The 25,279-nt window shown below is 45.9% G+C and carries 23 protein-coding genes; 11 read left to right on the top strand and 12 right to left on the bottom strand.

Annotated elements, in window-relative coordinates; genetic code table 11:
- The first annotated feature begins 8 nt into the window (after positions 1-8).
- Entirely contained in the window at positions 9-1,535 is a 1,527-nt protein-coding gene (locus GGR41_RS11470) for an aldehyde dehydrogenase family protein (RefSeq protein WP_167661955.1), read from the top strand.
- Positions 1,536-1,589: 54 nt separating this feature from the next.
- On the opposite strand, the gene GGR41_RS11465 is transcribed toward GGR41_RS11470, so the two are convergent.
- Genes GGR41_RS11465 through GGR41_RS11455 form a run of 3 tightly spaced genes read right to left on the bottom strand, consistent with a single transcriptional unit; the run spans position 1,590 to position 4,825 of the window.
- Positions 1,590-3,128, bottom strand: coding sequence for a DHA2 family efflux MFS transporter permease subunit (locus tag GGR41_RS11465; protein ID WP_167661954.1), 1,539 nt, complete (start codon positions 3,126-3,128; stop codon positions 1,590-1,592).
- Entirely contained in the window at positions 3,125-4,303 is a 1,179-nt protein-coding gene (locus tag GGR41_RS11460) for an HlyD family efflux transporter periplasmic adaptor subunit (protein WP_167661953.1), read from the bottom strand. Before GGR41_RS11460 ends, GGR41_RS11465 begins: the two co-directional genes overlap by 4 nt.
- A 30-nt stretch (positions 4,304-4,333) precedes the next feature.
- Positions 4,334-4,825 carry a MarR family winged helix-turn-helix transcriptional regulator gene (locus tag GGR41_RS11455; RefSeq protein WP_167661952.1) on the bottom strand — a complete coding sequence of 164 codons (492 nt, stop codon included), beginning with the start codon at positions 4,823-4,825 and terminating at the stop codon, positions 4,334-4,336.
- A gap of 249 nt (positions 4,826-5,074) precedes the next feature.
- On the opposite strand from GGR41_RS11455, the gene GGR41_RS11450 reads away from it, so the two are divergent.
- The 3 genes from GGR41_RS11450 to GGR41_RS11440 all read left to right on the top strand — a co-directional run bounded on the left by GGR41_RS11450 (position 5,075) and on the right by GGR41_RS11440 (position 7,788).
- Positions 5,075-6,373 carry an MFS transporter gene (locus GGR41_RS11450; protein WP_229711209.1) on the top strand — a complete coding sequence of 433 codons (1,299 nt, stop codon included), beginning with the start codon at positions 5,075-5,077 and terminating at the stop codon, positions 6,371-6,373.
- 2 nt (positions 6,374-6,375) lie between these two features.
- Positions 6,376-7,314 carry a bifunctional Delta(1)-pyrroline-2-carboxylate/Delta(1)-piperideine-2-carboxylate reductase gene (gene lhpI, locus GGR41_RS11445; protein ID WP_167661951.1) on the top strand — a complete coding sequence of 313 codons (939 nt, stop codon included), beginning with the start codon at positions 6,376-6,378 and terminating at the stop codon, positions 7,312-7,314.
- A gap of 111 nt (positions 7,315-7,425) precedes the next feature.
- Positions 7,426-7,788 carry an MAPEG family protein gene (locus tag GGR41_RS11440; RefSeq protein WP_077734883.1) on the top strand — a complete coding sequence of 121 codons (363 nt, stop codon included), beginning with the start codon at positions 7,426-7,428 and terminating at the stop codon, positions 7,786-7,788.
- Positions 7,789-7,821: 33 nt separating this feature from the next.
- Here the strand turns inward: GGR41_RS11440 and GGR41_RS11435 are convergent, their stop codons facing one another.
- A complete protein-coding gene (locus GGR41_RS11435) occupies positions 7,822-8,985 on the bottom strand; it encodes an AI-2E family transporter (RefSeq protein WP_167661950.1) in 1,164 nt (387 codons plus the stop codon).
- A gap of 142 nt (positions 8,986-9,127) precedes the next feature.
- On the opposite strand from GGR41_RS11435, the gene GGR41_RS11430 reads away from it, so the two are divergent.
- Positions 9,128-9,502 (top strand): glutathione S-transferase N-terminal domain-containing protein, encoded by a 375-nt coding sequence (locus GGR41_RS11430; RefSeq protein ID WP_077734884.1) that lies wholly within the window; start codon positions 9,128-9,130, stop codon positions 9,500-9,502.
- Between the two features lie 54 nt (positions 9,503-9,556).
- Here the strand turns inward: GGR41_RS11430 and fabG are convergent, their stop codons facing one another.
- From fabG to GGR41_RS11400, 6 genes are all read right to left on the bottom strand, one after another.
- On the bottom strand, positions 9,557-10,312 hold the full coding sequence (fabG, locus tag GGR41_RS11425) for a 3-oxoacyl-ACP reductase FabG (protein WP_077734885.1): 756 nt from the start codon (positions 10,310-10,312) through the stop codon (positions 9,557-9,559).
- 93 nt (positions 10,313-10,405) lie between these two features.
- Positions 10,406-10,891: a phosphate-starvation-inducible protein PsiE gene (locus tag GGR41_RS11420; protein ID WP_167661949.1), complete on the bottom strand. Its 486-nt coding sequence runs from the start codon at positions 10,889-10,891 to the stop codon at positions 10,406-10,408.
- Between the two features lie 233 nt (positions 10,892-11,124).
- Positions 11,125-12,489 (bottom strand): NAD(P)-binding domain-containing protein, encoded by a 1,365-nt coding sequence (locus GGR41_RS11415; RefSeq protein WP_167661948.1) that lies wholly within the window; start codon positions 12,487-12,489, stop codon positions 11,125-11,127.
- Positions 12,490-12,768: 279 nt separating this feature from the next.
- Positions 12,769-13,293, bottom strand: a complete 525-nt coding sequence (locus tag GGR41_RS11410) for a metal-dependent hydrolase (RefSeq protein ID WP_167661947.1) — start codon at positions 13,291-13,293, stop codon at positions 12,769-12,771.
- A gap of 147 nt (positions 13,294-13,440) precedes the next feature.
- The gene (locus GGR41_RS11405) at positions 13,441-14,208 is read right to left on the bottom strand and encodes an alpha/beta fold hydrolase (RefSeq protein ID WP_167661946.1); all 768 of its coding nucleotides are present in this window, start codon (positions 14,206-14,208) and stop codon (positions 13,441-13,443) included.
- Position 14,209: 1 nt separating this feature from the next.
- On the bottom strand, positions 14,210-15,181 hold the full coding sequence (locus tag GGR41_RS11400) for a Bug family tripartite tricarboxylate transporter substrate binding protein (RefSeq protein WP_167661945.1): 972 nt from the start codon (positions 15,179-15,181) through the stop codon (positions 14,210-14,212).
- A gap of 280 nt (positions 15,182-15,461) precedes the next feature.
- Between GGR41_RS11400 and GGR41_RS11395 the strand changes: the two genes are divergently transcribed.
- Positions 15,462-16,658 (top strand): MFS transporter, encoded by a 1,197-nt coding sequence (locus GGR41_RS11395; RefSeq protein ID WP_167661944.1) that lies wholly within the window; start codon positions 15,462-15,464, stop codon positions 16,656-16,658.
- A gap of 207 nt (positions 16,659-16,865) precedes the next feature.
- Positions 16,866-18,098 (top strand): serine hydrolase domain-containing protein, encoded by a 1,233-nt coding sequence (locus GGR41_RS11390; protein WP_229711207.1) that lies wholly within the window; start codon positions 16,866-16,868, stop codon positions 18,096-18,098.
- Between the two features lie 118 nt (positions 18,099-18,216).
- Here GGR41_RS11390 and GGR41_RS11385 read toward each other — a convergent pair whose 3' ends face one another.
- Both GGR41_RS11385 and GGR41_RS11380 read right to left on the bottom strand, forming a co-directional pair.
- Positions 18,217-19,701, bottom strand: a complete 1,485-nt coding sequence (locus GGR41_RS11385; protein WP_229711206.1) for an MFS transporter — start codon at positions 19,699-19,701, stop codon at positions 18,217-18,219.
- 237 nt (positions 19,702-19,938) lie between these two features.
- Entirely contained in the window at positions 19,939-20,859 is a 921-nt protein-coding gene (locus tag GGR41_RS11380; RefSeq protein ID WP_167661943.1) for a LysR family transcriptional regulator, read from the bottom strand.
- Between the two features lie 304 nt (positions 20,860-21,163).
- Between GGR41_RS11380 and GGR41_RS11375 the strand changes: the two genes are divergently transcribed.
- The 4 genes from GGR41_RS11375 (at position 21,164) to benB (ending at position 25,260) form a co-directional block, all read left to right on the top strand.
- Entirely contained in the window at positions 21,164-22,309 is a 1,146-nt protein-coding gene (locus tag GGR41_RS11375) for a muconate/chloromuconate family cycloisomerase (RefSeq protein ID WP_167661942.1), read from the top strand.
- Positions 22,310-22,364: 55 nt separating this feature from the next.
- Positions 22,365-23,303, top strand: a complete 939-nt coding sequence (catA, locus tag GGR41_RS11370; protein WP_167661941.1) for a catechol 1,2-dioxygenase — start codon at positions 22,365-22,367, stop codon at positions 23,301-23,303.
- 100 nt (positions 23,304-23,403) lie between these two features.
- Positions 23,404-24,774 carry a Rieske 2Fe-2S domain-containing protein gene (locus tag GGR41_RS11365; RefSeq protein WP_167661940.1) on the top strand — a complete coding sequence of 457 codons (1,371 nt, stop codon included), beginning with the start codon at positions 23,404-23,406 and terminating at the stop codon, positions 24,772-24,774.
- Positions 24,775-24,777: 3 nt separating this feature from the next.
- Positions 24,778-25,260: a benzoate 1,2-dioxygenase small subunit gene (gene benB, locus GGR41_RS11360; RefSeq protein ID WP_167661939.1), complete on the top strand. Its 483-nt coding sequence runs from the start codon at positions 24,778-24,780 to the stop codon at positions 25,258-25,260.
- Positions 25,261-25,279: the final 19 nt, after the last annotated feature.

Genomic DNA, 25,279 nt, shown 5'->3' with positions numbered 1-25,279 from the left:
GGAGTAAGATGAATTTAATCGATTTGAAACGGTTTGGTATCAGTCTCGACTTTCCCTATAAAAAACGCTATGAAAACTATATAGGAGGAAAATGGGTAGCACCGGTAGGGGGTGAGTATTTTGAAAATATTACACCTATATCTGGCGAAGCATTCTGCGAGGTGGCGCGTTCCAATGCTGATGACGTCAATTTAGCTTTGGATGCGGCTCATGCTGCGTTTCGGTCTTGGGCAGATACACCTGTAGCCGAGCGTTCAGCGGTATTATTGCGTATTGCCGATCGCATCGAGCAAAACCTAGAGCGCCTTGCGGTGGCAGAAACACTGGATAATGGCAAACCCATCCGTGAAACCATGGCAGCAGATCTACCTCTGGCCGTCGATCATTTCCGTTATTTTGCTGGGTGTTTGCGCGCTCAAGAAGGCGCGATTTCAGACATAGAAAAAAACACGGTTGCCTATCACTTCCAAGAGCCCATTGGGGTGGTAGGGCAAATTATTCCATGGAATTTCCCTTTATTAATGGCCGCATGGAAATTAGCGCCTGCCTTAGCGGCAGGGTGCACCATTGTCATGAAACCCGCCGAGCAAACACCGGCTTCGATTATGGTGTTGATGGAAACAATTGGCGATATCTTGCCTCCAGGGGTGGTCAACATCATTAACGGGTACGGTAAAGAAGCAGGAGCAGCTTTAGCATCTAGTCCACGCATTGCAAAAGTCGCTTTTACTGGGTCTACACCCGTTGGCCAACAGATCCTGCGCAACGCGGCAGATACGCTAATCCCCGCAACCGTAGAACTAGGCGGTAAAAGCCCTAACATTTTCTTTGAAAATGTGATGTCGGCTGATGATGCGTTTTTGAATAAAGCGCTCGAGGGAGCGGCTATGTTTGCACTTAACCAAGGCGAGGTGTGTACCGCTCCTTCTCGTTTATTAGTCCAAGAATCCATCTATGAATCCTTTATAGAAAAAGTGATCGCTCGAGTTGAACAAATCAAAAAAGGCCACCCGCTCGATAAAAGCACCATGGTGGGGGCGCAAGTCTCTCAAGCCCAGCTTGATCGTATTTTGGGCTACATTGATCTAGGTCGCGAAGAAGGGGCCACCTGCTTAACGGGGGGCGAACGTAACCGCATGGGCCAAGAGCTTGACGAGGGGTTTTTTGTTAAGCCCACCTTGTTACTGGGCAAGAACACCATGCGCGTGTTTCAGGAGGAAATTTTTGGTCCTGTAGCGGCCGTCACCACCTTTAAAGACGAAGATGAGGCGTTAGCGATTGCAAACGACACCATCTTTGGTTTGGGGGCAGGGGTTTGGAGCCGTGATGCGTCTCAAGCCTACCGAATGGGGCGAGGCATTCAAGCGGGGCGCGTTTGGACAAATTGCTATCATATGTATCCGGCTCATGCGGCCTTTGGCGGTTACAAGCAATCAGGCATTGGGCGTGAAACCCATAAAATGGCCCTAGCTAATTATCAACAGACCAAGTGTTTGCTGGTTAGCTACAGCGACGAAGCTTTGGGTTTTTTCTAATTACTTAGATTAGGTCTGCACCCCACTCGATAGGAGTGGGGTTTTTTTATGGCATCACGCACGGATTGGGTCGGGTCGTGCTAGCCACACTAAGCCTAACAGCACCACAAAAATAATAGCAGACGCATAGAAAATATCAGTAGCCGCTAAGGTTTGGGCTTGTTGGGCAATAATGTCGTCAATCAGATTAAGGGCCTGCTTTGAGCTTAAGCCTAACTCGTGCAATTGCTCTGTATACCAATCAAAGGCGGGCTCTCCGGGACGAGCGAGTTCGGTCATCTGAGCATGGTGCAGACTGGTGCGGTCACTCCATAATGTCGTGGTAATCGAGGTGCCAAAGGCGCCAGCTAATAAGCGGGCAAAGTTTGATAAACCTGCAGCAGCAGGGATGCGATCCGGTGCTAAGCCAGACAGCGTGATGGTGGTAAGTGGCGTAAAGAAGGTCGCCATGGCCGCCCCTTGAATGAACGTAGGCAACATGACGGTGTAAATACTAACATCGGTGCTAAATTGCGAACGCATATAGCTTGTTAATGCAAAAATAACAAAGGCAAAGCTAATGATCCAGCGCGGATCATAATGCGATAAAAGTCGCCCAACCAAAGGAGACAAAATAATCGCTAATATGCCTACGGGTGCTAACGCAATGCCTGCCCAAGTCGCCGTGTAATGCAGTGTGCTTTGTAACCATAAAGGTACTAAGACCACGGCACCAAAAAATACCCCATAGGCAACCGAAATCATAATCACACCAGAGCTAAAATTGCGTTGCTTAAATAAGCTTAGGTCAACAATGGGGTGAGCGGCGGTAAATTCCCAAATTAAAAAATACACAAAGCCCACTACAGTAATAACGGCCAGCGCAATAATAAAAGGGCTAGCAAACCAATCAAGCTCTTTGCCTTTATCTAGCAAGATTTGTAACGCGCCCACCCAAATCAGAAGCAACGTAAGGCCCATGAGATCAATAGGTAGACGACGGCGCTCTGAGTCACGATCTTTGTAGATATGCCAACACACCCAGCCAGCTACGAGCCCAATCGGTACATTAATATAAAAAATCCAAGGCCAACTGTAGTTATCGGAAATCCATCCGCCAAGTAATGGTCCTGCAATGGGACCAACTAAAATGGTCATACCCCACATGGCAAGGGCCATTCCTGCTTTGTCGCGCGGATAACTTCCTAGCATAAGCGCTTGCGATAAGGGAATCATAGGGCCAGCTACCGCACCTTGCAATATTCTAAAAAACACCAACGATTCCAATGACCAGGCTAAACCGCAAAGCCAAGAGGCTAAGACAAACAGCAACATGGACAGGACAAAAAGGCGTACTTGTCCGAAGCGTTGGGTTAACCAGCCTGTCAGAGGTACGGTAACAGCGTTAGCCACACCAAATGAAGTAATGACCCATGTGCCTTGGGTAGTACTTACGCCCAAATCGCCGGCAATAGTTGGTATGGAGACATTGGCAATTGACATATCCAGTGCATTCATAAAGACAGCCACGGATAAAGCAATCGTTCCGGCAACTTTGGCTTTACCTTCTAAAGGTGGGTAGGTTTTAGAGGGGGTGGTGGTGTCAGAGCTCATGAGCTTAAGTTATCAGTGATTAACGCATGTATACGCTGCTCTACTTGTTCCGTGTCTGAACTCAGTGGAATAGAGGGGGTAGACGCCGCCGGTAGGAGTTTTTGTACTGGCTCGTCTAACGCCACCTTGGCATGCATGGATAGACCCGCCCGTAAAGGAAATTGAGCTAACTCATCGGGGTCTAATTGAATACGTACCGGCACACGTTGGATGACTTTAATCCAGTTGCCACTGGCATTTTGTGGGGGTAATAGCGAGAATACCCCACCTGTGCCGGCTGAAATACCTTCGATCACGCCATGAAAACGTTGTTTTTTACCGTAATAATCTGAATACAAACTAACAGGAAGACCTGGTTTGAAATGAGTTAATTGGTTTTCTTTAAAGTTAGCCTCGACCCAAAGCTGCTCGGGGGCAATCACACTAAAAAGGGGTGTGTTCACATTAATGGACTTACCTAACTGCGCAGAGCGTTGCGCTAACACACCGCTAATGGGGGCGCGAATAGTGGTGCGCTCTACGTCCAACCAGGCTTGGCGCACCGCTTGTGCTGCGCGGAGCACATCTGGATGTTGAGCAACCTCCGTATGGGCAGTGAGAGCTTGATTCGTTTTAAGCTTAGCTTGTGCGGCTTCTCGTGCTGCACGTGCTCGAGTTACAGCAGCCTGAGCCTGTGCTTGAGCTGTACGGGCATGTAAGAGCTCTTCACCGCTGACACCACCCGCTTTACCTAGTGTCTGGCGGCGCTTTAGATCTTGATTAGCACGAGAAAGCTCGCTGTTAGTGGCTTCGATATTGGCCTCTGCCTCAAGAATGCTGGCTTTAAGCGCCTCGGTTTCTGTGTATAACGTTTGCGTATGACGAACCACTTGGGCTAATTGGGCCTCTGCTGTTTGCAAAGCAAGCCGGTAATCGGTGTCATCAAGCTGCACAATCACGTCACCTTGTTGTACGGTTTGGGTTTCATCGGCGTATAGCGCAATCACCGTGCCGGGAACCCGGCTACTGATGGGAACCAAATTGCCATGCACATACGCGTCCTCAGTACTTTCAAATTGCGCAGCAAAACTAAACCACCAAATGGCATAACACACGCCAATAACAATGAAAAAGAAGGTGGCAAAGCGCAGCAAGGGTTTGCGTTTAGGATGAGTGGGGGTTTCAGTTGAGCTCATGGTAAGAGACAGGAGAAATTGAAAAAGAGGTTAAACCTGGGGTCGGGTTGAGGTTTCGGTGGCAAGCGCACCATTGGCAATAATACGTTGTAGTAAACGCAAGCAGAGTTGAATTTCATCATCACTAAAACCCGCCACGTGCAGATTTAAACTGTCGGCGACCAAAGGCAAGATGGCTTCGCAGACGTTTTCCCCAGTTGGGCTTAATTTCAGTTTCATGACGCGTCGATCTATAGGGCAGCGCTCTCTGTAGAGCAAGCCTTTGGCTTCTAGACGATCCAGCGTGCGCGTCATTGCACCGGTATCTGTATTTTCTCGTCGTGCTAATTCACCGGCGGTGTCTAACCCTGCATAGCGAATTAAGACTAAAGGCCGCCATTGCATAGCGGTGAGTCCCAATGGGGCGCTTTGCTCATTCAGCATGGCATTGATGCTGGCTAAGGCTTGTCTGAGTAAATGACTGAGATTGTTATTGGCTTGTAATGAGTCGGGAGTGGGCAAGTAATACGTAGAGGGGATCATGAGCACCTAAACAAAATCCAATGTTTAGGTATTTTGCACTCAATTAGCTGCTTAGGCAACTACTGACTAGGCAGTAATGACTTGAAGGGTTAACCCTAGTTACTTTTCAGGTGTAACCTGATTAAGTTTGCAGTGAACTATTTGAGCCATAACCGTAATACCTATACATAAACTGGGGTTTAGATGCTGCAAGGCCAGCATTGGTGCGGCCTAACGGTAATAACCATTTATTTTATTCAAGGAGAATCCATGTCAAACAACAATAAGGCCATGGACGCAGTACCTAAAGCTGCACATAAACGTGTGTTGCTAGCCAGTCTAACGGGCAGCTCAATCGAGTGGTTTGATTTCTTTTTATATGCCACCACAGCCGCATTAGTTTTCAATAAGCTTTTCTTTCCTACCGATGATCCGGTGGTGAGTTTGATGTTGGCTTACTTGTCGTTCTCGTTAACTTTCTTTATTCGCCCATTGGGTGGATTTATTTTCGCTCATATTGGTGATCGGATTGGCCGTAAAAAAACCTTAGTGATTACCTTGTCGTTAATGGGAGCAGCCACGGTACTTATTGGTCTGTTGCCTACGTACGAGATGATCGGTGTTTGGGCACCCATTTTATTGATTACATTACGCTTAGTCCAAGGGATGGGCATTGGGGGCGAGTGGGGCGGGGCGCTGCTTTTAGCGTACGAATATGCACCAGAAAATCGCAAGGGGCTATTTGGTAGCGTACCGCAAATGGGTGTCACGATTGGCATGCTATTGGCGACATTAGCGATGGCGTTAATGAGTCAGCTCCCCGACGAGCAGTTCATGAAATGGGGCTGGCGTGTGCCTTTTGTCGCAAGCGCAGGCTTGGTCTTGTTGGGGTTGTGGATTCGCAATGGCATTGATGAAACACCCGCATTTAAAGAGGCAAAACGGACTGGCGATGTATCTCGTCTGCCTCTGGTTGAAACATTGAAAACGCATAAACGAGAAGTGTTAATTGCCGTCGGTGCTAAAGTCGTAGAAACCGCACCCTTTTATATTTTCTCTACCTATGTGGTCAGTTATGCCACGGGTGCTTTAAGCTTTAGCCGCATTGAGGTATTAAATGCGGTGACGATTGCTACCTTAGTTACCACCCTGTGTATTCCGTTAATGGGGTTGTGGTCGGATTATATTGGCCGTAAGCGTTTATTTATTTTTGGCGCGATTGCCATGGCGTTGTATGCGTTCCCTTATTTTATGCTGTTAAATAGCGATAGCTATGCACTCTTGGTCTTAGCGACGGTATTAGGCTTAGGCATTATTTGGGCGCCGATCACAGCGGTATTAGGCACCATGTTTTCAGAAATTTTCGCCACACGAGTGCGTTATACCGGGATCACCTTAGGCTACCAAATTGGTGCCGCTTTAGCAGGTGGGACAGCGCCACTGATCGCCACATGGCTCATGAGCCGTTATAACGGGTCTTGGGTTCCAGTAGCGGTTTATATTATTTTGACTGCTATTATTTCTTTATTTGCTGTCGCCACAGTACGAGAGCAAACTATCTCGAGGTAAAAATGATTGTCCTGGACTCAACGACTACCAACGAATTATTGCCGTTTGATCAGCTTGTGCCTGCATTACGGCAGGCTTTTCAGGCAGAGATTACGGTTCCTCTGCGTCATAACCACAGCATTGAATGCGGTATGGAAAAAGGCATTACGCTGATTATGCCTGCTTGGGATCAGCATCAGTACATGGGCATAAAAACCGTCAATATTTTTCCTAATAACAGAGAAAAGAATCTGCCTGGCTTACACTCTACCTACTTATTATTCGATGGTACTACGGGGCAGCCGCTAGCTACTATTGATGGGGATGCGATTACATCTAGGCGTACGGCCGCTGCTTCTGCTTTAGCAGCCAGTTATTTAGCTCGTAAAGACGCGAGCCGTTTGTTGGTGGTGGGTTCAGGTCAAGTCGCTGCGTATTTGCCAGCTGCTTATGGGGCTGTTCGTGATCTCACCGAAGTACTGGTATGGAATTACAATCCAGCAAGTGGCCACGCATTGGTTGAACAGCTGCAGCAACAGGGCGTAAATGCGCGTTGGGTAGATGATTTAGAGCACGGGGTGCGTGCCGTAGATATGATCAGCTGCGCCACGTTATCTGAACAGCCCTTAATACGTGGTAGTTGGCTACAGCCTGGACAGCACCTCGACTTAATCGGTAGTTTTACTCCCACTATGATCGAAAGCGACCCAGACTGCTTTAAGCACACTAGTGTGTTTGTAGATACGGATGAGGCACCCATGAAAGCGGGCGACTTGCTAGAAGCATTTAAAGTCGGTGTATTACAGGCTGATGCAATTCAAGCTACGTTATTCGATTTGTGCTTAGGACATCATTGTGGACGTCGTGCCAACGAAGAAGTCACTGTTTTTAAAGCCGTGGGAAATGCACTTGAAGATCTAGCTGCAGCCGTGTTAGTTTACGAAAGCCATACGCGCAGTTAATGGTGTTCTGTGTTGTATAAAAATGGCCTCTTTTAAAAGAGGCCATTTTTTGTTAGGCGCTTTAGCTATCTCTAGAGATAATGGATATATACGAAACTAAAGGAGTTTTATATGGTGGAATGGATTTTAGTCGGGGCCGCTATCTTGCCTTTAGTGGCGGCCGTCAGTGCCAAGGCAGGAGGTTCACAATTTGATAATCACGAGCCAAGGGCTTGGTTAGCGCATCAAAGTGGCTGGCGCGCACGAGCTCATGCTGCCCAAAAGAACACCTTTGAGGCCTTGCCGCTTTTTTATGCCGCCGTGTTATTTGCGCTTTATAAAGGGGTGGACACCGATGTTATTGTTCAGTGGGGCTGCATTTGGTTAGGTCTACGATTAGCATATATCTGGATCTACATCAAAGACTGGGCCTTAACGCGTAGTATTGTGTGGGGACTCAGTTTTATAGTCAGTATTTTTATTTTGTTTTTGTAAAAAAGGACTGAGTACCAGTCCTTTTTGCTTTTGTTATTTAGGTTTTTTGTCTGGGGCAGGCGCATCAAGGCTAATCGTAGCATGCTCGATGGTCTCGATAGACCCAGAGTGCATTTCTATGTGATCGCCCTCGAGTATTTCGTCCTGCCGTTGAATGGCTGAAGGAAACAGATCCCAACATGCCATAAAGATGGCAGCAATAAGAGGGCCGATCACAAAGCCATTTAAGCCAAATAAAGACAGGCCACCTAGGGTGGAAATTAAAATAATGTAATCAGGAATTTTAGTGTCTTTACCAACTAATAATGGGCGCAGCACGTTATCTACTAGGCCAATGACAAGTAGGCCATAGGCGGTCAAGACAATGCCTTTGACTAATAAACCGGTACTGAAATAATAAATAGCAACAGGGATCCAGATAAGCGAGGCGCCCACGGCAGGTAGTAATGACAACACACCCATCAGCACACCCCAAAATAACGCGCCCTCAACCCCTAACACCCAGAAAATAATGCCCCCCAACGCCCCTTGCGTGGCTGCCACGGCGATGTTGCCTTTGACTGTAGCACGAACAACAGTGGTGAACTTTTTAAACAAATGGGATTTTTGATCCTCGCTAAGTGGCACTAGCGAACGACAATGTCTGGCAAGATCAGAACCATCTTTCAAAAGAAAGAAAAGCAAATACAACATAATGCCCAGACTAATAATGAATTGGAACGTATTTGAACCAATGTTAACGGCTTGTTTGGTTAGAAACTGCCCAGCACTCATGGCAAATTGAGAAAATTTAGTGCTGACGTCCTCTAGGTTTGTAATGCCAACTCGCTGTAAAGAGTCTGTGATAAAAGGAGGTAGCGAAGCAATAATTTGCTCTAAATAATCGGCCACATCAATTTCACCGTTATCCATGCGTTTATAGAGCATACCGATCTCTTGAGCGAGCGCACCAGTAAGTAAAATAACGGGAATAATGACAATTAGAATAATGAACACTAAGTTCATTAATGCAGAAATCGTACGCCGGCCTTTAGTAAATACCAGTAAACGGCGCTGTACGGGGGCAAAAATAATTGCAAGGATCACCCCCCAAAAAATAGCCCCATAAAACGGTAGTAAAATCCATATAAAAGCGACAGATACTATACCTAGCAAAATAATAAAGCTACGAAAATAGAGACGGCTTTTCGTTGACATATGGACCCTTAAGCTAAAACGATGAATGCCATGATTATATTCAAAGCGCTACCCCTAAGGGACATATGTTTGCGACCAGTCGTATAAACAACGTAAAATAGCAACATTATTGCTATACCCTTATTAAGTCAGAAGGTCTTTTATGGTTTTGAAAGCGTTTAGAAATGGCTTGGGCAATTTGATTGCCTGTGTGGAAACATTAACTCGACCTGCTAAAAAGCAGCGTAGTCCAGAGGCACAAGCGCGAGTTGACCAAGAGGCTGCCAGTCTTGCCTTGTATCAGTTTCATGCGTGTCCTTTTTGCATAAAGGTACGCCGAACGCTGCATACCCTAAATGTACCCGTCACACTGAAAGAGGTTCAAAAAGACAAAGTCGCCGAGCTAGAGCTCGTGCAAAAGGGCGGCAAGCGTCAGGTGCCGTGCCTACGTATTACTGAAGACGACGGCCAAGAGCGTTGGCTTTACGAGTCTAAAGCTATTATTGATTACTTAACGACGCGGTTTGGGGATAAATAACATCCCATTGTCAATGATGCTAACCCCAGCCCTCATGCTGGGGTTTTTTTTGTCTTAAAGAATGGCTTCAGGGGATTCAGGCAGTACCTGACCACCATCAACGACGATGCCTTGACCTGTGATGAAGCGGGCTTCTTTAGAAGCTAGAAAGCAGACGGTATAGCCAATGTCTTCGGGTTTGCCTAGAGCTTTGACAGGAACGGCTCGCGTCATTTGTTCTAGGTAAGCCTCGCCTTGATCTGCGAGCCCTTCGGTGAGGATATTGCCGGGCATCACTGCATTAATAGTGATCCCGTATTGGGCGTATTCTAAGGCGGCGCTACGCATAAAACCCAGTTGACCCGCTTTGCTAGCTCCGTAGTGGCTCCAGTGGGGGTAACCGGTGATAGCGCCAGTAATGGAAGAGGTGATCACTATGCGCCCGTAACGTTGTGCTTTCATGATGGCAAGGACAGCCTGAGCCATGAAAAACGTGCTTTTTAAATTCACTGCTTGCATTTGATCCCATTGGGCTTCGGTCATTTCCTCTAGGCTGGCTTGAGGAAAAATACCGGTATTGGAGCAAAGAATATCGATACGACCCCATTCGTCGACGACTTCTTGAACAAGCTGCTGACAGGCACTTTGCGATGTGACGTCTAAGGCTTTAAAGTGGCAGTTAAGTTCAGCCGCAGTGCGAGCACCACTTTCGGTATCAATATCTGCCACAATAACCACTGCACCGGCTTTAACTAAGGTAGCGGCAATTCCTTTGCCAATGCCCTTGGCACCGCCCGTTACGATAGCGATGTGTTGGCTTAAGTCGAACATAGTCTCTCCTTGATAACTCAATGCGAACTGGACATCTAGTATACGAGATACATCACTGAGGCAAGCTGGCGACTAAGGGTTTGTTAACTTAAATCAAGGTTCTAGGCCCTCGTGAGTCTCGTCTGTAACACGACGCGATGTATTGGCCTTTTCTATTGATGGATAACGAGACGAGGCAAAACGAACCACCAATACGGCAATGGCTAAAAGCAAAATGGCACCCGAAATATACACAACCCCCATGTTCGGTTCATTGTGATGCGAAATGTCAGAGATCATTAAACGAGTTAGGGCGGTGATGGCAACATAGATCAAAAAGCGCACTGGCATATGGTTGGTTTTGAAATAAATGCCGACCATAGCCCCCAGCTCTAAATAAATAAAAAGTAGCAAAATGTCATCAATAGAGGCTTTGCCTTTTAGGAAAATTTCAATGGCTGTTAATGTGCCGGCCCAGACAGTCATACCACCGATGGCAAACAAAGCCAGATAGTGAAACGCTTCAACAAGCAAGTTGCCCACCGATTCGGCGTAATTATGCAAACAGTCGCGCCATTTGTCTGCTTTGTTTTTGTGCATAACGGGATCCTAAAAGAGAATTAATCCAAAAAAGCCTAACTAATTAAGTAGATTAAAAAATAGAAATAATGAATTGTAATCATCCCTGATGTGCTGTGCCATGAGATTTTAGTTAAAGGGAGTCTGTTAACCCGTAAAAATTCAGTGCAAAAAGGCGTTATAAGCGATAAAAAAGGCTTTAGCTGTGACGCTAAAGCCTAATTTTCTAAAACGCTATTCAGTACAAAGCAGACTTAGCTTGCTTTTTTAAATGCAAGCGACATAAAGCCTTCTAGGCTGTCATCCTTAATCTCTAACCAAGGCCGTGGCAATTGGGCTGCCAACGTACCGGTAATGGTTGAGGCATAAGACTTATTACGAAAACCCATAATATCGGCTTGCTTATCTTGCAGCCATTGCTTGAATAAGTCAGCTTGTTGGTGCACAGGAAAGCTAGGGTAGTCAGTGACGCGAGTTAGGTCATCAATATAATTGGCTTGAAAATCAATGGATTTTGCGTCGGTATCCAGTTGCTCGTGACGGGCTAGCCATGCATCAATATCTTGACGTCGGGTTACAGCGTCGGGAAGCGAAATTTTGCCCATAATGACATCGCGCACAAACCAGGCTTGGGCATCAAACATATTGAAGGTGAACCATTGGTCTTGCATGCCTAAATACATCAGTTTGGGGTTTGACTGGAACACCACCCCTTTGTAGAGATTGTCTGGGTACAAACAGTTGTGGGTTTCCAGACGGAGCTCGTCCGGCAAGAAAGGGAAATGGAACAAGTAGCCAGTACACATGATGATGGCATCTACCGTTTGAGAGGTACCATCAGTAAAATAAACCGTATTGCCCTCAATGTGATCTAAGCCAGGTTTTTCACTGACATTGTTAGGCCAATCGTAACCAAACGAGCCACCGCGATGGCTAATGGTCACGGATTTAGCACCGTATTTATAACATTGTGAACCTATGTCCTCGGCAGAGTAGCTACCGCCCACTAGTAACACATCTTGGCCTTCAAACTCGAGCGCATCTCGGAAATCATGAGCATGCAATACACGACCTGGGAATTGTTCCATACCCTTGTAGTAGGGCATGTTGGGTGTAGAAAAATGGCCAGTAGCAACAATGACGTAATCAAACTCATCGGTTTCTTGCTCGCCCGTTTTGTGATTCATGACTGTTACGGTAAAGCGTTCAGTCTGCTCATCATAGGTTACCCAACGAACCGGACACTCAAAGCGAATGTAATTAAAGATAGCGCGCTTATCAATACGGCCCATGATGTAATCTTTTAAGACTTCACGGGGTGGGTAAGACGGAATCGGCTGATTAAAGTGTTGATCAAAACTGTAATCCGCAAACTCTAAACACTCTTTGGGGCCGTTAGACCATAAGTAGCGATACATACTACCGTGTACTGGCTCGCCATTGCGGTCTAAGCCTGTACGCCAAGTGTAGTTCCACATGCCACCAATGTCGTTCTGTTTTTCATAACAGGTGATTTCTGGTAGGTCGGTTACGCCTGCTTTGCGCAAGGCTTCAAACGCACGCAACTGTGCCAATCCACTAGGGCCAGCGCCTAGTATAGCTATTTTTGTTTTAGCCAAAATAAAACTCCGTTTCTTTGTGAGGCGCTAATACATTGAGCGCTCTTTTTGTAATAATTGTTAATAAAGAAAGGCCGTTTTTAAGTGTTCATACTTGCTTTGTATTGAACTTAAAAAATGCCCTCAGACCCATCGTAGCGATAGTGGGTACAAGTAGTGAATGTACCTATTGTACCACGGCTTGAGTTTTAAGGCCATTAGGGCTAACAGTAGGTGTTTGAAAACATTGTGGTTTTTATTGACTAGCACGAAAAACCCGCTCTAAAGGGCGGGGAGGGGTCAAGTCCACAGCCAGACCCATAAATGAGTTAAGTATTGTCCAGCGACTGTATTTTGATGCGCGTATAGCCAACTGCCTACACCAAAGAGGGTAAAAACAGTCACCATCATTTTTTCGTTTTCACCCGAGCGCCATAAACCACCAAATATGGCAATGCGTTTATGCGGCAAAACCCATGGAATGCCCAGCGGATTAGGGGCATCGGCAAGAATATGCGCTAAAGCGCCTACGCTCATGCCTATCAGTGCACAGGCATAATAAGGCTCTAAGTAGTAATAAGCCCCATACATGATTCCAAACCACAGAGGGGGCCAATGGGTAATGGTGCGATGAGGAATCAGCGTCCGCGTTCGCGCGCCTCGCTTATAAATAGGAATTTCTATTAAATCAGGTAGTGTGGTTGAAAAAGCGGCGGCAAGTGCTGCAATGGCCTCTGCGCTATAGGAAAAACCTAAAACATGGACGAATGCTGCAGCAAAAAAACCTGCGCCGACTCCGGTTAGTCGATGTCCTTTACCTGTCATGTGTTTCTACTGCCTTAGTGATACTGGGAAAAAATCCAGTACCCTATCATAGCAGCTGTGTAAACACCAGAGATTTTGTTAACCGTGGCTTTAAAAAGCTCAGCAGGAACAACTGCTGAGCTTTTAGGGTAAGCAGATCTACTTTAGTTAAGACAAATTAACAGCCTGGTTCAAGAACTCTTTCACACTATGATTAAAACTTTTTGGTTGCTCTAAATGCGCCACATGACCCGCAAAAGGCAATATGGCTAAATGCGCGTGGGGTATAGCAGCGTGAAGCTCTAATGCACTATGCGGTGGATGGCTGCGCTCCGCTTCGCCTAAAATAATAAGCGTAGGCACGTCCACTTGCGCAAGCAAGTGAGTAAAGTCAGCATTTGCCATCGCTTTTATGGCTGCGCTGCCGGCCTCGACTGTCATGCCGTCAGCTGCATGCATGCACTGTTGCAGCGCGTGTGGGTCGCGATCTAAATCATAAAACCACGAGTGAATCACGCGCTGTGCACTGACTGCTGCGCCATCGTGATGCAACCGCTGTAATGTAGTCTCAATGCTTTCAAAACGTCGTGTGGCATCTAACTTTAACCCCGCCCCATATAACACCGCACTAAGCAATGCTTCTTTATGCTGTGATAATAGTTGTTGCACCACAAAACCGCTCATGGAATGTCCCAGAACATGAAAGTGCGGGATCTTTAACTCTTGAGCTAATTCCAGCAGACCTTCAGCAAAATCCTCAAGCTTCGTATAGGGCGGCAGCATGTGACTGGTTCCAAAGCCAGGCCAATCGATAGCAATTACATCAAATTGTTTCTCTAAGTCTGAGATTAAAGAGTGCCAAATCGCTGATGATGAAGCATAACCGTGTAATAAAAAGACGGGCTCTCCTGCGCCTGAGCGGCGATAACTCATCATACTAGTTCACCTCTAGATTGGCTTTTTGAATAATGGTTTGCCAATACGACGCTTCGCTTTGCATTTCCTCTTTAAATTGTTGTGCCGTACTGGATGTCACCACAAAGCCTTGGGTGCTTAATGCGTTTTGAAGCGCTGTGTTTTGCAAAACAGTATGCAAAGCGTGCTCTAATTGAGTGAGTATAGCGGGGTCAGTGTTAGCCGGAGCCGCTAAGCCCCACCAGTTACTAAGTACCACGTCTTCGATACCTACCTCTTTGGTGGTGGGAACCTCTGGCAGCTCAGCATAGCGTTCAGGTAATGCTACAGCTAATGCCCGCAGCTTTTCACTTTCAAGATGCGAGGAGGCAATACCATAGCCACCGATGTACACCTGAACTTCATTAGCTAATAATGCCAGCACGCCAGGTGGGGAGCCACGATAACTGACTTCAATCATGTCGCCTTGTATTGCCTCGGAAAGCATCCAACCCGATAAGGCGGGGGTAGTGCCAGCGCCGGGCGTACCATAATTTAATTGCCCCGGGTGACGCTGCGCATAGTCTTTAAACTCAGCAAAGTTTTTGGCTGGCACCTCCGCATTAATATAAATAAATGCAGGCACATAGACAACTTTAGTTATAGGATCTAAGTCAATCAACGGGTCATAGCCAAGATCTGTAAATAAGAACTGGTTAATAACAAAGTTATTGGTGGCACCTAATAGCAGGGTATAGCCATCCGGTTTTGCGCGGGCTACGTACTGTGCGCCAATATTACCGCCAGCCCCTGATTTATTTTCAATAATAATAGGTTGGCCTAGCTCTTCAGTTAATAACGGCTGTATTTGGCGAATAGCCAGATCACCCGTAGACCCCGGTGCGTAGGGCACCACAATACGAATGGGGTGCTCTGGGTAGGTACTAGCCAACGCTGTACTGCTTATACCAGCGGCTAGGGAAAAGAGCATCGGTTTTACTAGTTTTTTTAGCATGGTTGTCTCCTTAAATCGTCCTACTTATTGATGTAAAAAGGACTGCTCAGATGTCATTTAAGCAAACGACATGCAAACACTATAGTCTAAAAGTCCTATCTTTAGAACTTTAGGGTTTTTACTTGGATGACGTCCATTGAAAGAGACTAAGAGCAAGAAAACTCTATGCTAAATGACGGTTGGGGGTATGATGGGTAGGGTAAAAACAAACTAATAGACTTACCAATTTATTTATTTGTTCATATTTTGCCTTTATTTATATTTAAGTAGTACGTGGTATATGTTGACATCCTCATCTGAGCCAGATGCTTTTATTATGCAAGGTAGCCGCGAATACAAACGCGCTACCTTTGCTTTATTTTGTGCGGGTTTTGCTACTTTTGCATTACTTTATTGTGTGCAACCCTTATTACCTCAATTAGCTATTTACTTTTCTATTACGGCGGCTAATAGCAGCCTAGCACTTTCTGTCACGACATTTAGCTTGGCAGCAGGGTTGCTTATTTCAGGGGCTTTAAGTGAAAGCTGGGGGCGCAAACGGGTCATGGTGGTGGCCCTGATTGGTGCCTGCACTTTGGGCTTAAGCACAGCTTGGGTAACAAACTGGCATGTATTGCTCGTGCTGCGCACTTTGCTGGGAATTATGTTAAGTGGTTTGCCCGCCTTAGCGATGGCATACATAGTGGAAGAGTTCGACCCCAGTTCATTATCGGTAGCCATGGGCACCTATATCAGTGGTACGGCGTTAGGTGGGTTGTTAGGGCGATTAGTGACTGGCATTCTTAGTGATTGGGCAGGCTGGCAAGTGGCCTTAGGGGGCATTGCCACCTTAGCGCTTATTGCTTGTGGTTTATTTATTTGGTTGCTTCCAGCCTCTAAACATTTTTTTGCTCAGCCGCTCTCCTTAAAAGCAGTGGTGCAAAATTATGTTCAGCATATAGCCAATAAACAATTACGAATTTTGTTTTGGTTGCCTTTTTTATTAATGGGCAGCTTTGTGGCTTTATTCAATTACATTGGCTTTTATTTATCACAGGCCCCTTTCGAGTTATCAAGCAGTGTCATTGGCTTTTTGTTTTTGGTGTATTTACTTGGGATTTGGAGCTCAAATATTGCGGGGAAGCTGGTCGCAAAAAAAGGCGCACGTCCTGTCTTACTTAGTGCTATTGGGGTAATGCTGCTTGGGGCCTTGTTGTGTCTGACTTTTCAGCTCAGTGTGATTATTATCGGCTTAGCTTTGTTTACCGCTGGGTTTTTTGGTGCCCATTCCGTTGCGAGTGGGCTGGTAGGACGCACAGCAACCAAAGCACGAGCCCAAGCCTCAGCGCTTTATCTTAGTTTTTATTATTTAGGATCCAGTGTATTAGGGTATGCCATTGGGTGGTTTTGGCTGCATGGAAGTTGGCAATGGGTAGTGGGTGTTATCAGTATCATTTTGTTGGTGGCGTATCGACAGGCACAACTGATTACAAAATAACGAGGGCAACCCAGTCCAAACGCTTGCGCTCTCGTTGACTGCTTAGGGCAGGAGGTAGAAATATCTTTTCATATGGATACCTCTTGTAGCGCTTGCATAAGGCTAGCCGACTATGATGAGACCTCTAATAACAACCCGATCGAATTAGGCTAAGCGAAATATAAATAAAGATCTCGCTCCGCCTCGCTCAATACAAAGGAGCCTCCCGTGCTAGCTGCAAAAACACGAATCAAATGGAATGTCATGATGGCTATAGGTACCCTCTACGCACTTCCCACTTTCGCGCAAACTGTTCCCAATCCTCATGCAAAAGAGGAAATTGGCACGGTGCAACAAGTTTATGATGGGGTGTTACTACCTGACGTTCAAGCCAATACGTTTCGTAATATTGACCGCCTATTTGCTACACGAGCAGTAAAACACGATCCGGCGCATGTTTATCCTCTGCCTCAAAGTGACAAGAAGCTGACCCAAATCGAGGTCAAAGCACACGACAAAACCTACGACTTAGTGGATTACATTACCATCAATCGCGTAGCAGGTTTGTTAGTGCTAAAAGATGGCAAAATTGCTTACGAGACCTACCAGTTGGGTAATACCGACCAAACCCGTTGGATGTCCATGTCAGTGGTTAAATCCATTACTGCGACCTTAATCGGTGCCGCCATTAAAGATGGTCATATCAAAAGTATTGATGACCCCATCACGAACTACTTACCCGAGCTTAAAGAAAGCGCCTATGACGGCGTAACCGTGCGTCATTTATTGCAGATGGCTTCCGGGGTACAGTGGAACGAAACCTACACCGATCCCAAGTCCGACCGCCGTGCCATGCTCGAGGTGCAGCATGCCCAAGAGCCCGGTGGCGTGCTAAAACTGATGGCCTCTTTACCCCGTGCCGCCGAGCCCGGCACAAAATGGAATTACAGCACAGGGGAAACGCAAGTTGCCGGTGCCTTAGTTAAAGCAGCAGTAGGTAAACCCGTAAGCGAGTACTTATCCGAACGTATCTGGAGCAAGCTCGGTATGGAGTCGGATGCCACCTGGTGGCTTGAGTCCGATGATGGCTTAGAAGTGGGTGGCAGTGGTCTATCCGCTACCTTGCGTGATTACGGTCGCTTTGGTCAGTTTTTACTTAATGATGGAGTGATTGACGGCGAAGAAATATTGCCTAAAGGCTGGGTTAAAGAAGCCGGCTCACCTAAAGATATCAATGGCGAGCGTGTTAATTATGGGTATATGTTGTGGCCTATCCCTAATGCAGACGGTACCGTACACGAAGGCGCGTTTGAAGCGCGCGGTATTTTCGGGCAGCATGTATACGTGAACCCTAAGCACAATGTGGTCATTGCGGCGTGGGGTGCATTGCCTAAACCTCAAAACAAAGCCACCGTACCCGATAATGATGTGTTTGCGGCTATTGTCCAAGCATTAAAATAAATAACGGTTTGGTTTTTTAAAAATGCGCTCGCGACGTTTAAAGTCCGAGCGCATTAGTATTGGCTTAACATGACTAAGTTGGCGTTGCACGAACACGACAAGCCCATTGGCCAGTGGCTTAGGCGGGTCGTTTTCTGTGTGCCAAGTCCTTAAATGCCATCCACAACGACAAACTCATAATACATAAAATAGCAATAAAACCAATAATCACGGCTGCGGTCCAAGAGGTACGCGGCTGCAAGCTAAATACCAAGGCGGTAATAACGGCTATACCTACTGAGGTGCCAATACGTTGCCCGGTTTGCATGATAGCGCCCGAGCTGCCCGCGTAATTAAGTGGCACTTCAGCTAGGGTTAAAGTCTGGTTGGGGCTGATCGTAGCGCCTTGACCTAAGCCAAAGAGGCCAAGACTGACTAACAGCCACCAAATACTCAGCCCAACGTAATAATGCAGCAAAATGAATCCAATGCTGAGCACAAGGCCAAGCATGGCCATACAAAGCCCACCAATCACGATTTTACGTCCGTAGCGATTAATATGGCGTCCAGACCAGTTTGAAGCCAGCGCAGAAAGTAATGCCGATGGAATACCAATTAGGCCTGCCTCAAAAGCCGTAAAGCCAATATCCTGCTGTGTATAGATAGGAATCAGCACCCACACGCTGGTCATACCTAAAAAATACAGGGCCATAATTAAGCTGCCATTACGATAGCTAGTAATAGAGAAAATCGTTAAATCCACCATGGGGCTATAACCACGACGCGTATACCAGTTTTCCCATTGAACCCATAAATAAAAAAGTAACAGCCCTAAGGGAATAAGCAGCCAAATGAACCCAGAAGATTGGGACTCCACAAAGGGAAACAACACGCTGAGCACCCCCGCGCCTAATAACAAAGCGCCAATGGGATCCAAAGAGCTTAGGCCATGGGGTTTTTTCAATTCGGAAAAGTTGACTAAAGGACGAGGGAACCAGAGCCAAGCTAAAAATAACGTTAAGATACCGATAGGGACATTCATTAAAAAGGTTAAACGCCACCCAAGATCGGGACCTCCTAACTGGATAAGAAGCCCCCCTAACACAGGGCCGATAGCAACAGACACCCCCACGGTGGTGCCAAACACTCCAAAAGCACGACCGCGTTCAGGCCCTTTAAAATACTGCTGAATCATGCCTATACCTTGGGGGTTCACTAAACCTGAGCCCACCCCTTGGATAAAGCGTGCAATGTTTAATGATTGCGCATCGGGGGCAAAGCCTGCCGCAATAGAAGACAGTGTAAAGATGCTCACCCCCAGCATAAACAAACCACCTCGACCAATCAGGTCTCCCGCTCGTCCTGCACTCACCAGTACCACTCCAAAAGTGAGCGCATAGCCAGACAGCACCCACTGTAAATCAGAGTGGGTGGCTTGGAGTCCTGTTTGCACAGCAGGTAACGCCACGTTAACCACGCTCACACTGATGAGCGTCATGAAAATGGCTCCGATAATCACAGTGAGTAAGCGCCAACGCATGGCATTAAAGGAAGAGGAAGGGGTTGAGGGGGCAGAGGAGGAATCAGGAATAGGAGGCGGGATAGGCATAGGCAATGAGGTCATTGAAAAAGACTAGAGCTTATACAATACAACATCATAGGCAAAAAGGCTGTGCCTCTGGACGCGATAGAGGAGCTGTGAGCACATTAAATTGAGCTTAAGCAATATGGAAAGATACATTTTTACTCTGATTAGCTTCACTCGGTTGGGTAAAATATGCTTACATAAAGATAGAGCCCCTACGTTACTCAAAATGAAGCGCAACCAAACATATCATTAATAAAAAAGTGAAGAGTCGTCTTAGGGGTTGATGCAGTTATCGGGGTGAAGAAGCTCAGGATGATCAACATACATTTTATGTACTAAATGCTGCATGGCTTGGATATACCACGAGTTGTCTTTTTTGCGGTGACTGAAAATGATGGGAGAGCTGACGTCATCATCACGAATTAAGCGATAGAAAATGTCCTGACGGATTCGAGCAGCAGTAGGAATGACACAGAAACCTTCACCAGCAGACACCAGTCCTAAAGCAGTTTGTAAACTAAGAACCTCTTGAATATCCGCAGGGTAGATGCGTTTATCGTGGAGTACATTTAACACATAATCCGCAAAACTCGGTCGAGGTTGGGAAGGATAGGTGATTAAGGTTTGGTGATTTAAAGCGCTTAAACAGATAGGTTCTTTTTCTAAAGCAAAAGGGCTGGTTGAGGCCATCGCTAAGGCGAGACGTTCTTCTCGGAATGTGATTCTTGCAATAGCTGGATCATGGACTCTGACACGACCAAAGCCGATATCAATTCGTCCTGATTTTAAAGCTTCGAGCTGCTCGGTAGATGTTAGCTCTAAAAACTGTAGCCGTATATTTGGGTACGTTTTTCTAAAGCTTTGAATCAAAATTGGCAGCCCACCGTATAAAGACGAAGCAGCAAAACCAATAGTTAAACGCTGCTGATAACTTTGGCCTAAACGGCTAGTAGCTAGCTGCATATGCTCAATACGTAGCAGTATTTGTACACTTTGCTCGTAAAAAAGTCTTCCGGCCTCGGTAAGTTGTAAAGGGCGGCTATCGCGCTCAATAAGCTGGACCCCCAACGACTGCTCAAGCAACTGAATCTGTCGACTAAGGGGGGGTTGAGTTATGTGTAATTGTTCGGCAGCTAAGGTAAAACTACGGGCCTCTGCAACTGCGACAAAATAGCGAATTTGTTTTAGATCCATGGTGTTCAGAGTACTAGTTTAGTAATGGTTATTTTAATAAAAGAGCATGGGGGTATCTTTTAGCTGATGATAATGCTGCGTCAATATGATCCTTAATTAAAGCCTTTTTAATGCTAAATCCGTGTCTAGGGAAAACCATATGTTTTTGTTTTATTCGCTTTTATCTTTTTGATTTTATTGAGTTTTTTACTGATTATACCTTATCTGAATAAAGCTAGGTAGAGAAGGTATTGGACGCTTAAACGCCCTAGTCTTTAAATAAAAAAACAGACAAAGACATATCTTTACAAAGGGTTTAGGTGAAATGGTAACAATCGATCGGGTGGAGACACTGCTGCTAGATTTGCCCACTATTCGACCTCATCAACTTTCCATGACCACCATGCAAGGTCAAACGTTGATGATAGTGCGTATCTATTGTTCGGATGGCTCGGTTGGAATAGGTGAAGGTACGACCATCGGAGGTCTTGCGTACGGAGCAGAGTCGCCTGAAGGGATGAAGCTCGCTATTGATACGTATTTTTCTCCTTTACTACTTGGTCAACGTGCTGATGATGTGTCTCAGTTAATGCAACGTTTACAGTTAGCAATCAGAGATAATCGTTTTGCGAAAAGTGCAGTAGAAACAGCGCTTTACGATGCACTTGGACATCGTCGTAATTTACCTGTATCCGAGCTATTGGGGGGGCGTATCTGTGACCGTTTGCCTGTGGCTTGGACATTAGCTTCAGGTGATACAGCCAAAGATATCGATGAAGCAGAAGCCATGTTGTCTATGCGTCGCCATCGCATATTCAAATTAAAAATTGGTAAACGTACTGTAGCTGAAGATGTAGCGCATGTCGCAGCCATAAAAAAAGCATTGGGTGATCGTGGTGCTGTCCGTGTGGACATTAATATGGCTTGGAGTGAGCTAGATGCCCGGTATGGTATTCCTGCTTTGGCTGATGTGGGATGTGAGCTCGTCGAGCAACCTGTAGCAAGCGCTGCGGCGTTAAAGCGTTTATCAGGAAAATATCCTATTGCTGTGATGGCGGACGAATCCTTAGTGGGACCAGAATCCGCTTTTGCCTTAGCACAAGCAGAAGCCGCTGATGTGTTTGCTATCAAAATTGAACAGTCTGGTGGATTACGTGCGGCACAAAAAGTCGCTGCAATAGCAGAAGCTGCGCATATTGAACTTTATGGTGGAACCATGCTTGAAGGCAGTATAGGAACGGTTGCCTCAGCCCATGCTTTCTCTACCTTTCATGCTTTGGAATGGGGAACGGAGCTATTTGGTCCCTTGTTATTAACCGAAGACATCGTAACAACCCCCCTAATTTATAAGGATTTTGAGCTTCAAGTTCCACAAGGAGCGGGATTAGGCATTGCGCTAGATGAGGAGCGGGTGCAGTTTTTTAATCGAGAGCAGCGCAAAAAAAGCGTGATTTTAGCAGCAGTCAAGTAACAGGCTGTATGTGAAAAAGCCGTTTGTTGACTATTTACATTTAAAGGGAGACATCATGAGTGTAAAGCTTTTTGACACAGAAGAAGTCCAAAATTTTCTTAATTTAGCCTGTGGGTTGAGCTACGAGGGAGGCAATCCACGAGTTAAAGAAATTATTCACCGTATCGTCACTGATTTGTATAAAGCTATAGAAGACTTAAATATTACGCCAGATGAGTATTGGGCTGGTATTGCTTATTTAAATCGACTCGGTGAACGCCAAGAGGCAGGCTTACTTTCACCTGGGCTTGGCTTTGACCGCTATCTAGATATGCGTATGGATGCTGAGGATGAAAAGCTAGGTGTGACAGGCGGTACGCCTCGTACCATCGAGGGTCCATTGTATGTAGTGGGAGCACCCGTCGAGCATGGCTATGCCCGTCTGGATGATGGCAGTGATAAAGACGGTCATCCTCTTATTATGCATGGCACTGTGTATGGGGCAGATGGTCAGCCTCAGCCTGGAGCCAAAGTGGAAGTATGGCATTGCAACACCAAAGGCTTCTATTCTCACTTTGATCCGACAGGTGAACAAAAGCCTTTCAACATGCGCCGCACTATTATTGCCGATGATCAGGGACAGTATAAGTTTCGCAGTATTGTTCCAATGGGCTATGGCTGCCCACCTGATGGCCCCACACAAGAACTATTAAATTGCTTAGGCCGTCACGGAAACCGTCCCGCACATATCCACTTTTTTGTTACAGCAGATAACCATCGCAAATTAACTACGCAAATCAATATTGATGGCGATCCACTTGTTAATGATGACTTCGCTTATGCAACGCGTGAAGGGTTGGTACCGCCATTGACGGAGTGTACTGATGAGGTGCGTATCAACGCAGAGGGCTTAGACGGTCCCTTTGCTGAAATTCAGTTTGATATACATTTGACTCCTTTGGTTGACAGTAAAGACAACCAAATTGTAGATCGTCCTCGTTTAGTTGGTGCCTAACCCCACTGAGCCGTTTGTTTTTCACAATGGTTTGTGCTTGCTGCCGTGCTAGGGATTGATCATAAGTAGGCACAAACTAACGTATTGGAAAGGATAAGTCATGGATAAGCTTTATGACGTTGAGCAGCTTTTAAATACAGCAATGCAGGTCGATGAACAAGCGGGTATTTACCGCTGCCGTCGTGATGTGTTCACAGATCCAGATCTGTTTGAGCTGGAAATGAAGTATTTATTTGAAGGTGGATGGGTATATTTGGCGCATGAAAGTCAAATCCCTGAAGTGAATGATTACTTCACCACCTACATTGGACGACAACCGATTGTAATTACTCGAGGCCGGGATCAACAGCTTAATGCCTTAATAAATGCTTGTGCCCACCGTGGAGCAACATTGTGTCGTCGTAAACGGGGAAACCGAGGCAGCTTTACCTGTCCTTTCCATGGTTGGACATTTAGTAATACGGGTAAGTTGCTTAAAGTAAAAGACGAGAAAACTACTCAGTATCCAGAGCAGTTCAATACTAATGGCTCGCATGATTTAACTCGTGTCCCTCGTTTTGAAAGCTATAAAGGGTTTTTGTTTGGCAGTCTCAATCCTGACGTGCCCTCACTTGATGACTATCTCGGAGAGACAAAGGTGATTTTAGATCAGATTGCTGATCAGTCTCCTGATGGCATTGAGGTAATTCGAGGTAGTTCAACCTACGTATATGACGGTAACTGGAAACTGCAAATGGAAAATGGTGCAGATGGTTATCACGTCAGCAGCGTGCACTGGAACTATTTAGCGACCATGGGACGTCGTAAAGAGGGCGGTACCCAAGCAGTAGATGCGCAAGGGTGGAGTAAGAGTGTTGGGGGTGTCTACGGATTTGAAAATGGACATATTTTGTTATGGACCAATACGTTGAATCCAGAAGTGCGCCCAATTCATCAGCAGCGAGAAATGCTTAAAGAAAGGCTAGGTGAGCACCGTGCTGAAATGATTATCAAGCAAACGCGAAATTTGTGTCTCTATCCAAATGTTTACATTATGGATCAGTTTTCCACACAAATACGTGTAACGCGTCCTATCAGCGTAGATAAAACAGAAGTCACTATTTATTGTTTTGGCCCAAAAAATGAGAGTGCTGAAAACCGTGCGATACGACTGCGCCAATATGAGGATTTCTTTAATGTGTCTGGAATGGGGACTGCAGATGATTTAGAGGAGTTCCGTGCTTGCCAAGAAGGCTATAGCGCCCTTAATGCGCCTTGGAACGATCTAAGTCGTGGTGCGCCTTTGTGGGTTAAAGGACCGGATGAGAATGCGAAGCAGTTGGGGATTAACCCTTTACTAAGTGGAGAGCGCAGTGAAGATGAAGGCTTATTTGTGTGTCAACACGAGTATTGGCTCAGTGTAATGAAAAACGCATTACAGCAAGAAAAAAATCAGTTAGAGCAAAAAGATCCGCAAGTGGTGGGGGTATAAGTCATGGATTATCAAACGGTTTGCACTTTTTTGTATCGGGAAGCACGTTATTTAGATGATAGAGAGTGGGATGCTTGGTTAACGTGCTATGCAGAGGAGGCTGAGTACTGGATGCCGTGTTGGGACGATGATGATCAGCTCACAGAAGATCCTCAAAGTCAGGTGTCCTTAATTTATTACGCGAATCGCAATGGTTTAGAAGATCGTGTATTTCGTATTCAAACAGAGCGGTCTAGTGCTTCTACGCCTGAGCCGCGCACAAATCATATGTTAAGCAATATAGAAATACTTGAAGCACGAGATGGCGAAGTGGATGTTCGTTATAACTTCCATACGCTTAGTCATCGCTATCGCTCTACAGATCATTACTTTGGCACAATTTACGTCACTTTAATGAAAAAAGATACTGATATAAAAATCAAAAAGAAAAAAATCGTCTTAAAAAATGATTATATCCGACAAGTGATCGATATCTATCATATCTAAGTAGTAAAGAGGAGAGCGA

This window comes from Paenalcaligenes hominis, from assembly GCF_011927625.1.
GTDB classification, from domain to species: domain Bacteria; phylum Pseudomonadota; class Gammaproteobacteria; order Burkholderiales; family Burkholderiaceae_B; genus Paenalcaligenes; species Paenalcaligenes hominis.
Note: the sequence above shows the minus strand (reverse complement) of the source record. Positions and strands in the feature narration are given on the sequence as shown.

Coding starts and splice junctions, on each gene's coding strand:
- GGR41_RS11440 (WP_077734883.1), top strand. CDS start 7,426: ATGGTGGAATGGATTTTAGTCGGGGCCGCTATCTTGCCTTTAGTGGCG.
- catA (WP_167661941.1), top strand. CDS start 22,365: ATGAGTGTAAAGCTTTTTGACACAGAAGAAGTCCAAAATTTTCTTAAT.
- GGR41_RS11395 (WP_167661944.1), top strand. CDS start 15,462: ATGTTGACATCCTCATCTGAGCCAGATGCTTTTATTATGCAAGGTAGC.
- fabG (WP_077734885.1), bottom strand. CDS start 10,312: ATGTTCGACTTAAGCCAACACATCGCTATCGTAACGGGCGGTGCCAAG.
- GGR41_RS11470 (WP_167661955.1), top strand. CDS start 9: ATGAATTTAATCGATTTGAAACGGTTTGGTATCAGTCTCGACTTTCCC.
- GGR41_RS11365 (WP_167661940.1), top strand. CDS start 23,404: ATGGATAAGCTTTATGACGTTGAGCAGCTTTTAAATACAGCAATGCAG.
- GGR41_RS11460 (WP_167661953.1), bottom strand. CDS start 4,303: ATGAGCTCAACTGAAACCCCCACTCATCCTAAACGCAAACCCTTGCTG.
- GGR41_RS11450 (WP_229711209.1), top strand. CDS start 5,075: ATGTCAAACAACAATAAGGCCATGGACGCAGTACCTAAAGCTGCACAT.
- benB (WP_167661939.1), top strand. CDS start 24,778: ATGGATTATCAAACGGTTTGCACTTTTTTGTATCGGGAAGCACGTTAT.
- GGR41_RS11465 (WP_167661954.1), bottom strand. CDS start 3,128: ATGAGCTCTGACACCACCACCCCCTCTAAAACCTACCCACCTTTAGAA.
- GGR41_RS11435 (WP_167661950.1), bottom strand. CDS start 8,985: ATGTCAACGAAAAGCCGTCTCTATTTTCGTAGCTTTATTATTTTGCTA.
- GGR41_RS11410 (WP_167661947.1), bottom strand. CDS start 13,293: ATGACAGGTAAAGGACATCGACTAACCGGAGTCGGCGCAGGTTTTTTT.
- GGR41_RS11455 (WP_167661952.1), bottom strand. CDS start 4,825: ATGATCCCCTCTACGTATTACTTGCCCACTCCCGACTCATTACAAGCC.
- GGR41_RS11385 (WP_229711206.1), bottom strand. CDS start 19,701: ATGACCTCATTGCCTATGCCTATCCCGCCTCCTATTCCTGATTCCTCC.
- GGR41_RS11380 (WP_167661943.1), bottom strand. CDS start 20,859: ATGGATCTAAAACAAATTCGCTATTTTGTCGCAGTTGCAGAGGCCCGT.
- GGR41_RS11375 (WP_167661942.1), top strand. CDS start 21,164: ATGGTAACAATCGATCGGGTGGAGACACTGCTGCTAGATTTGCCCACT.
- GGR41_RS11430 (WP_077734884.1), top strand. CDS start 9,128: ATGGTTTTGAAAGCGTTTAGAAATGGCTTGGGCAATTTGATTGCCTGT.
- GGR41_RS11405 (WP_167661946.1), bottom strand. CDS start 14,208: ATGATGAGTTATCGCCGCTCAGGCGCAGGAGAGCCCGTCTTTTTATTA.
- GGR41_RS11420 (WP_167661949.1), bottom strand. CDS start 10,891: ATGCACAAAAACAAAGCAGACAAATGGCGCGACTGTTTGCATAATTAC.
- GGR41_RS11400 (WP_167661945.1), bottom strand. CDS start 15,181: ATGCTAAAAAAACTAGTAAAACCGATGCTCTTTTCCCTAGCCGCTGGT.
- lhpI (WP_167661951.1), top strand. CDS start 6,376: ATGATTGTCCTGGACTCAACGACTACCAACGAATTATTGCCGTTTGAT.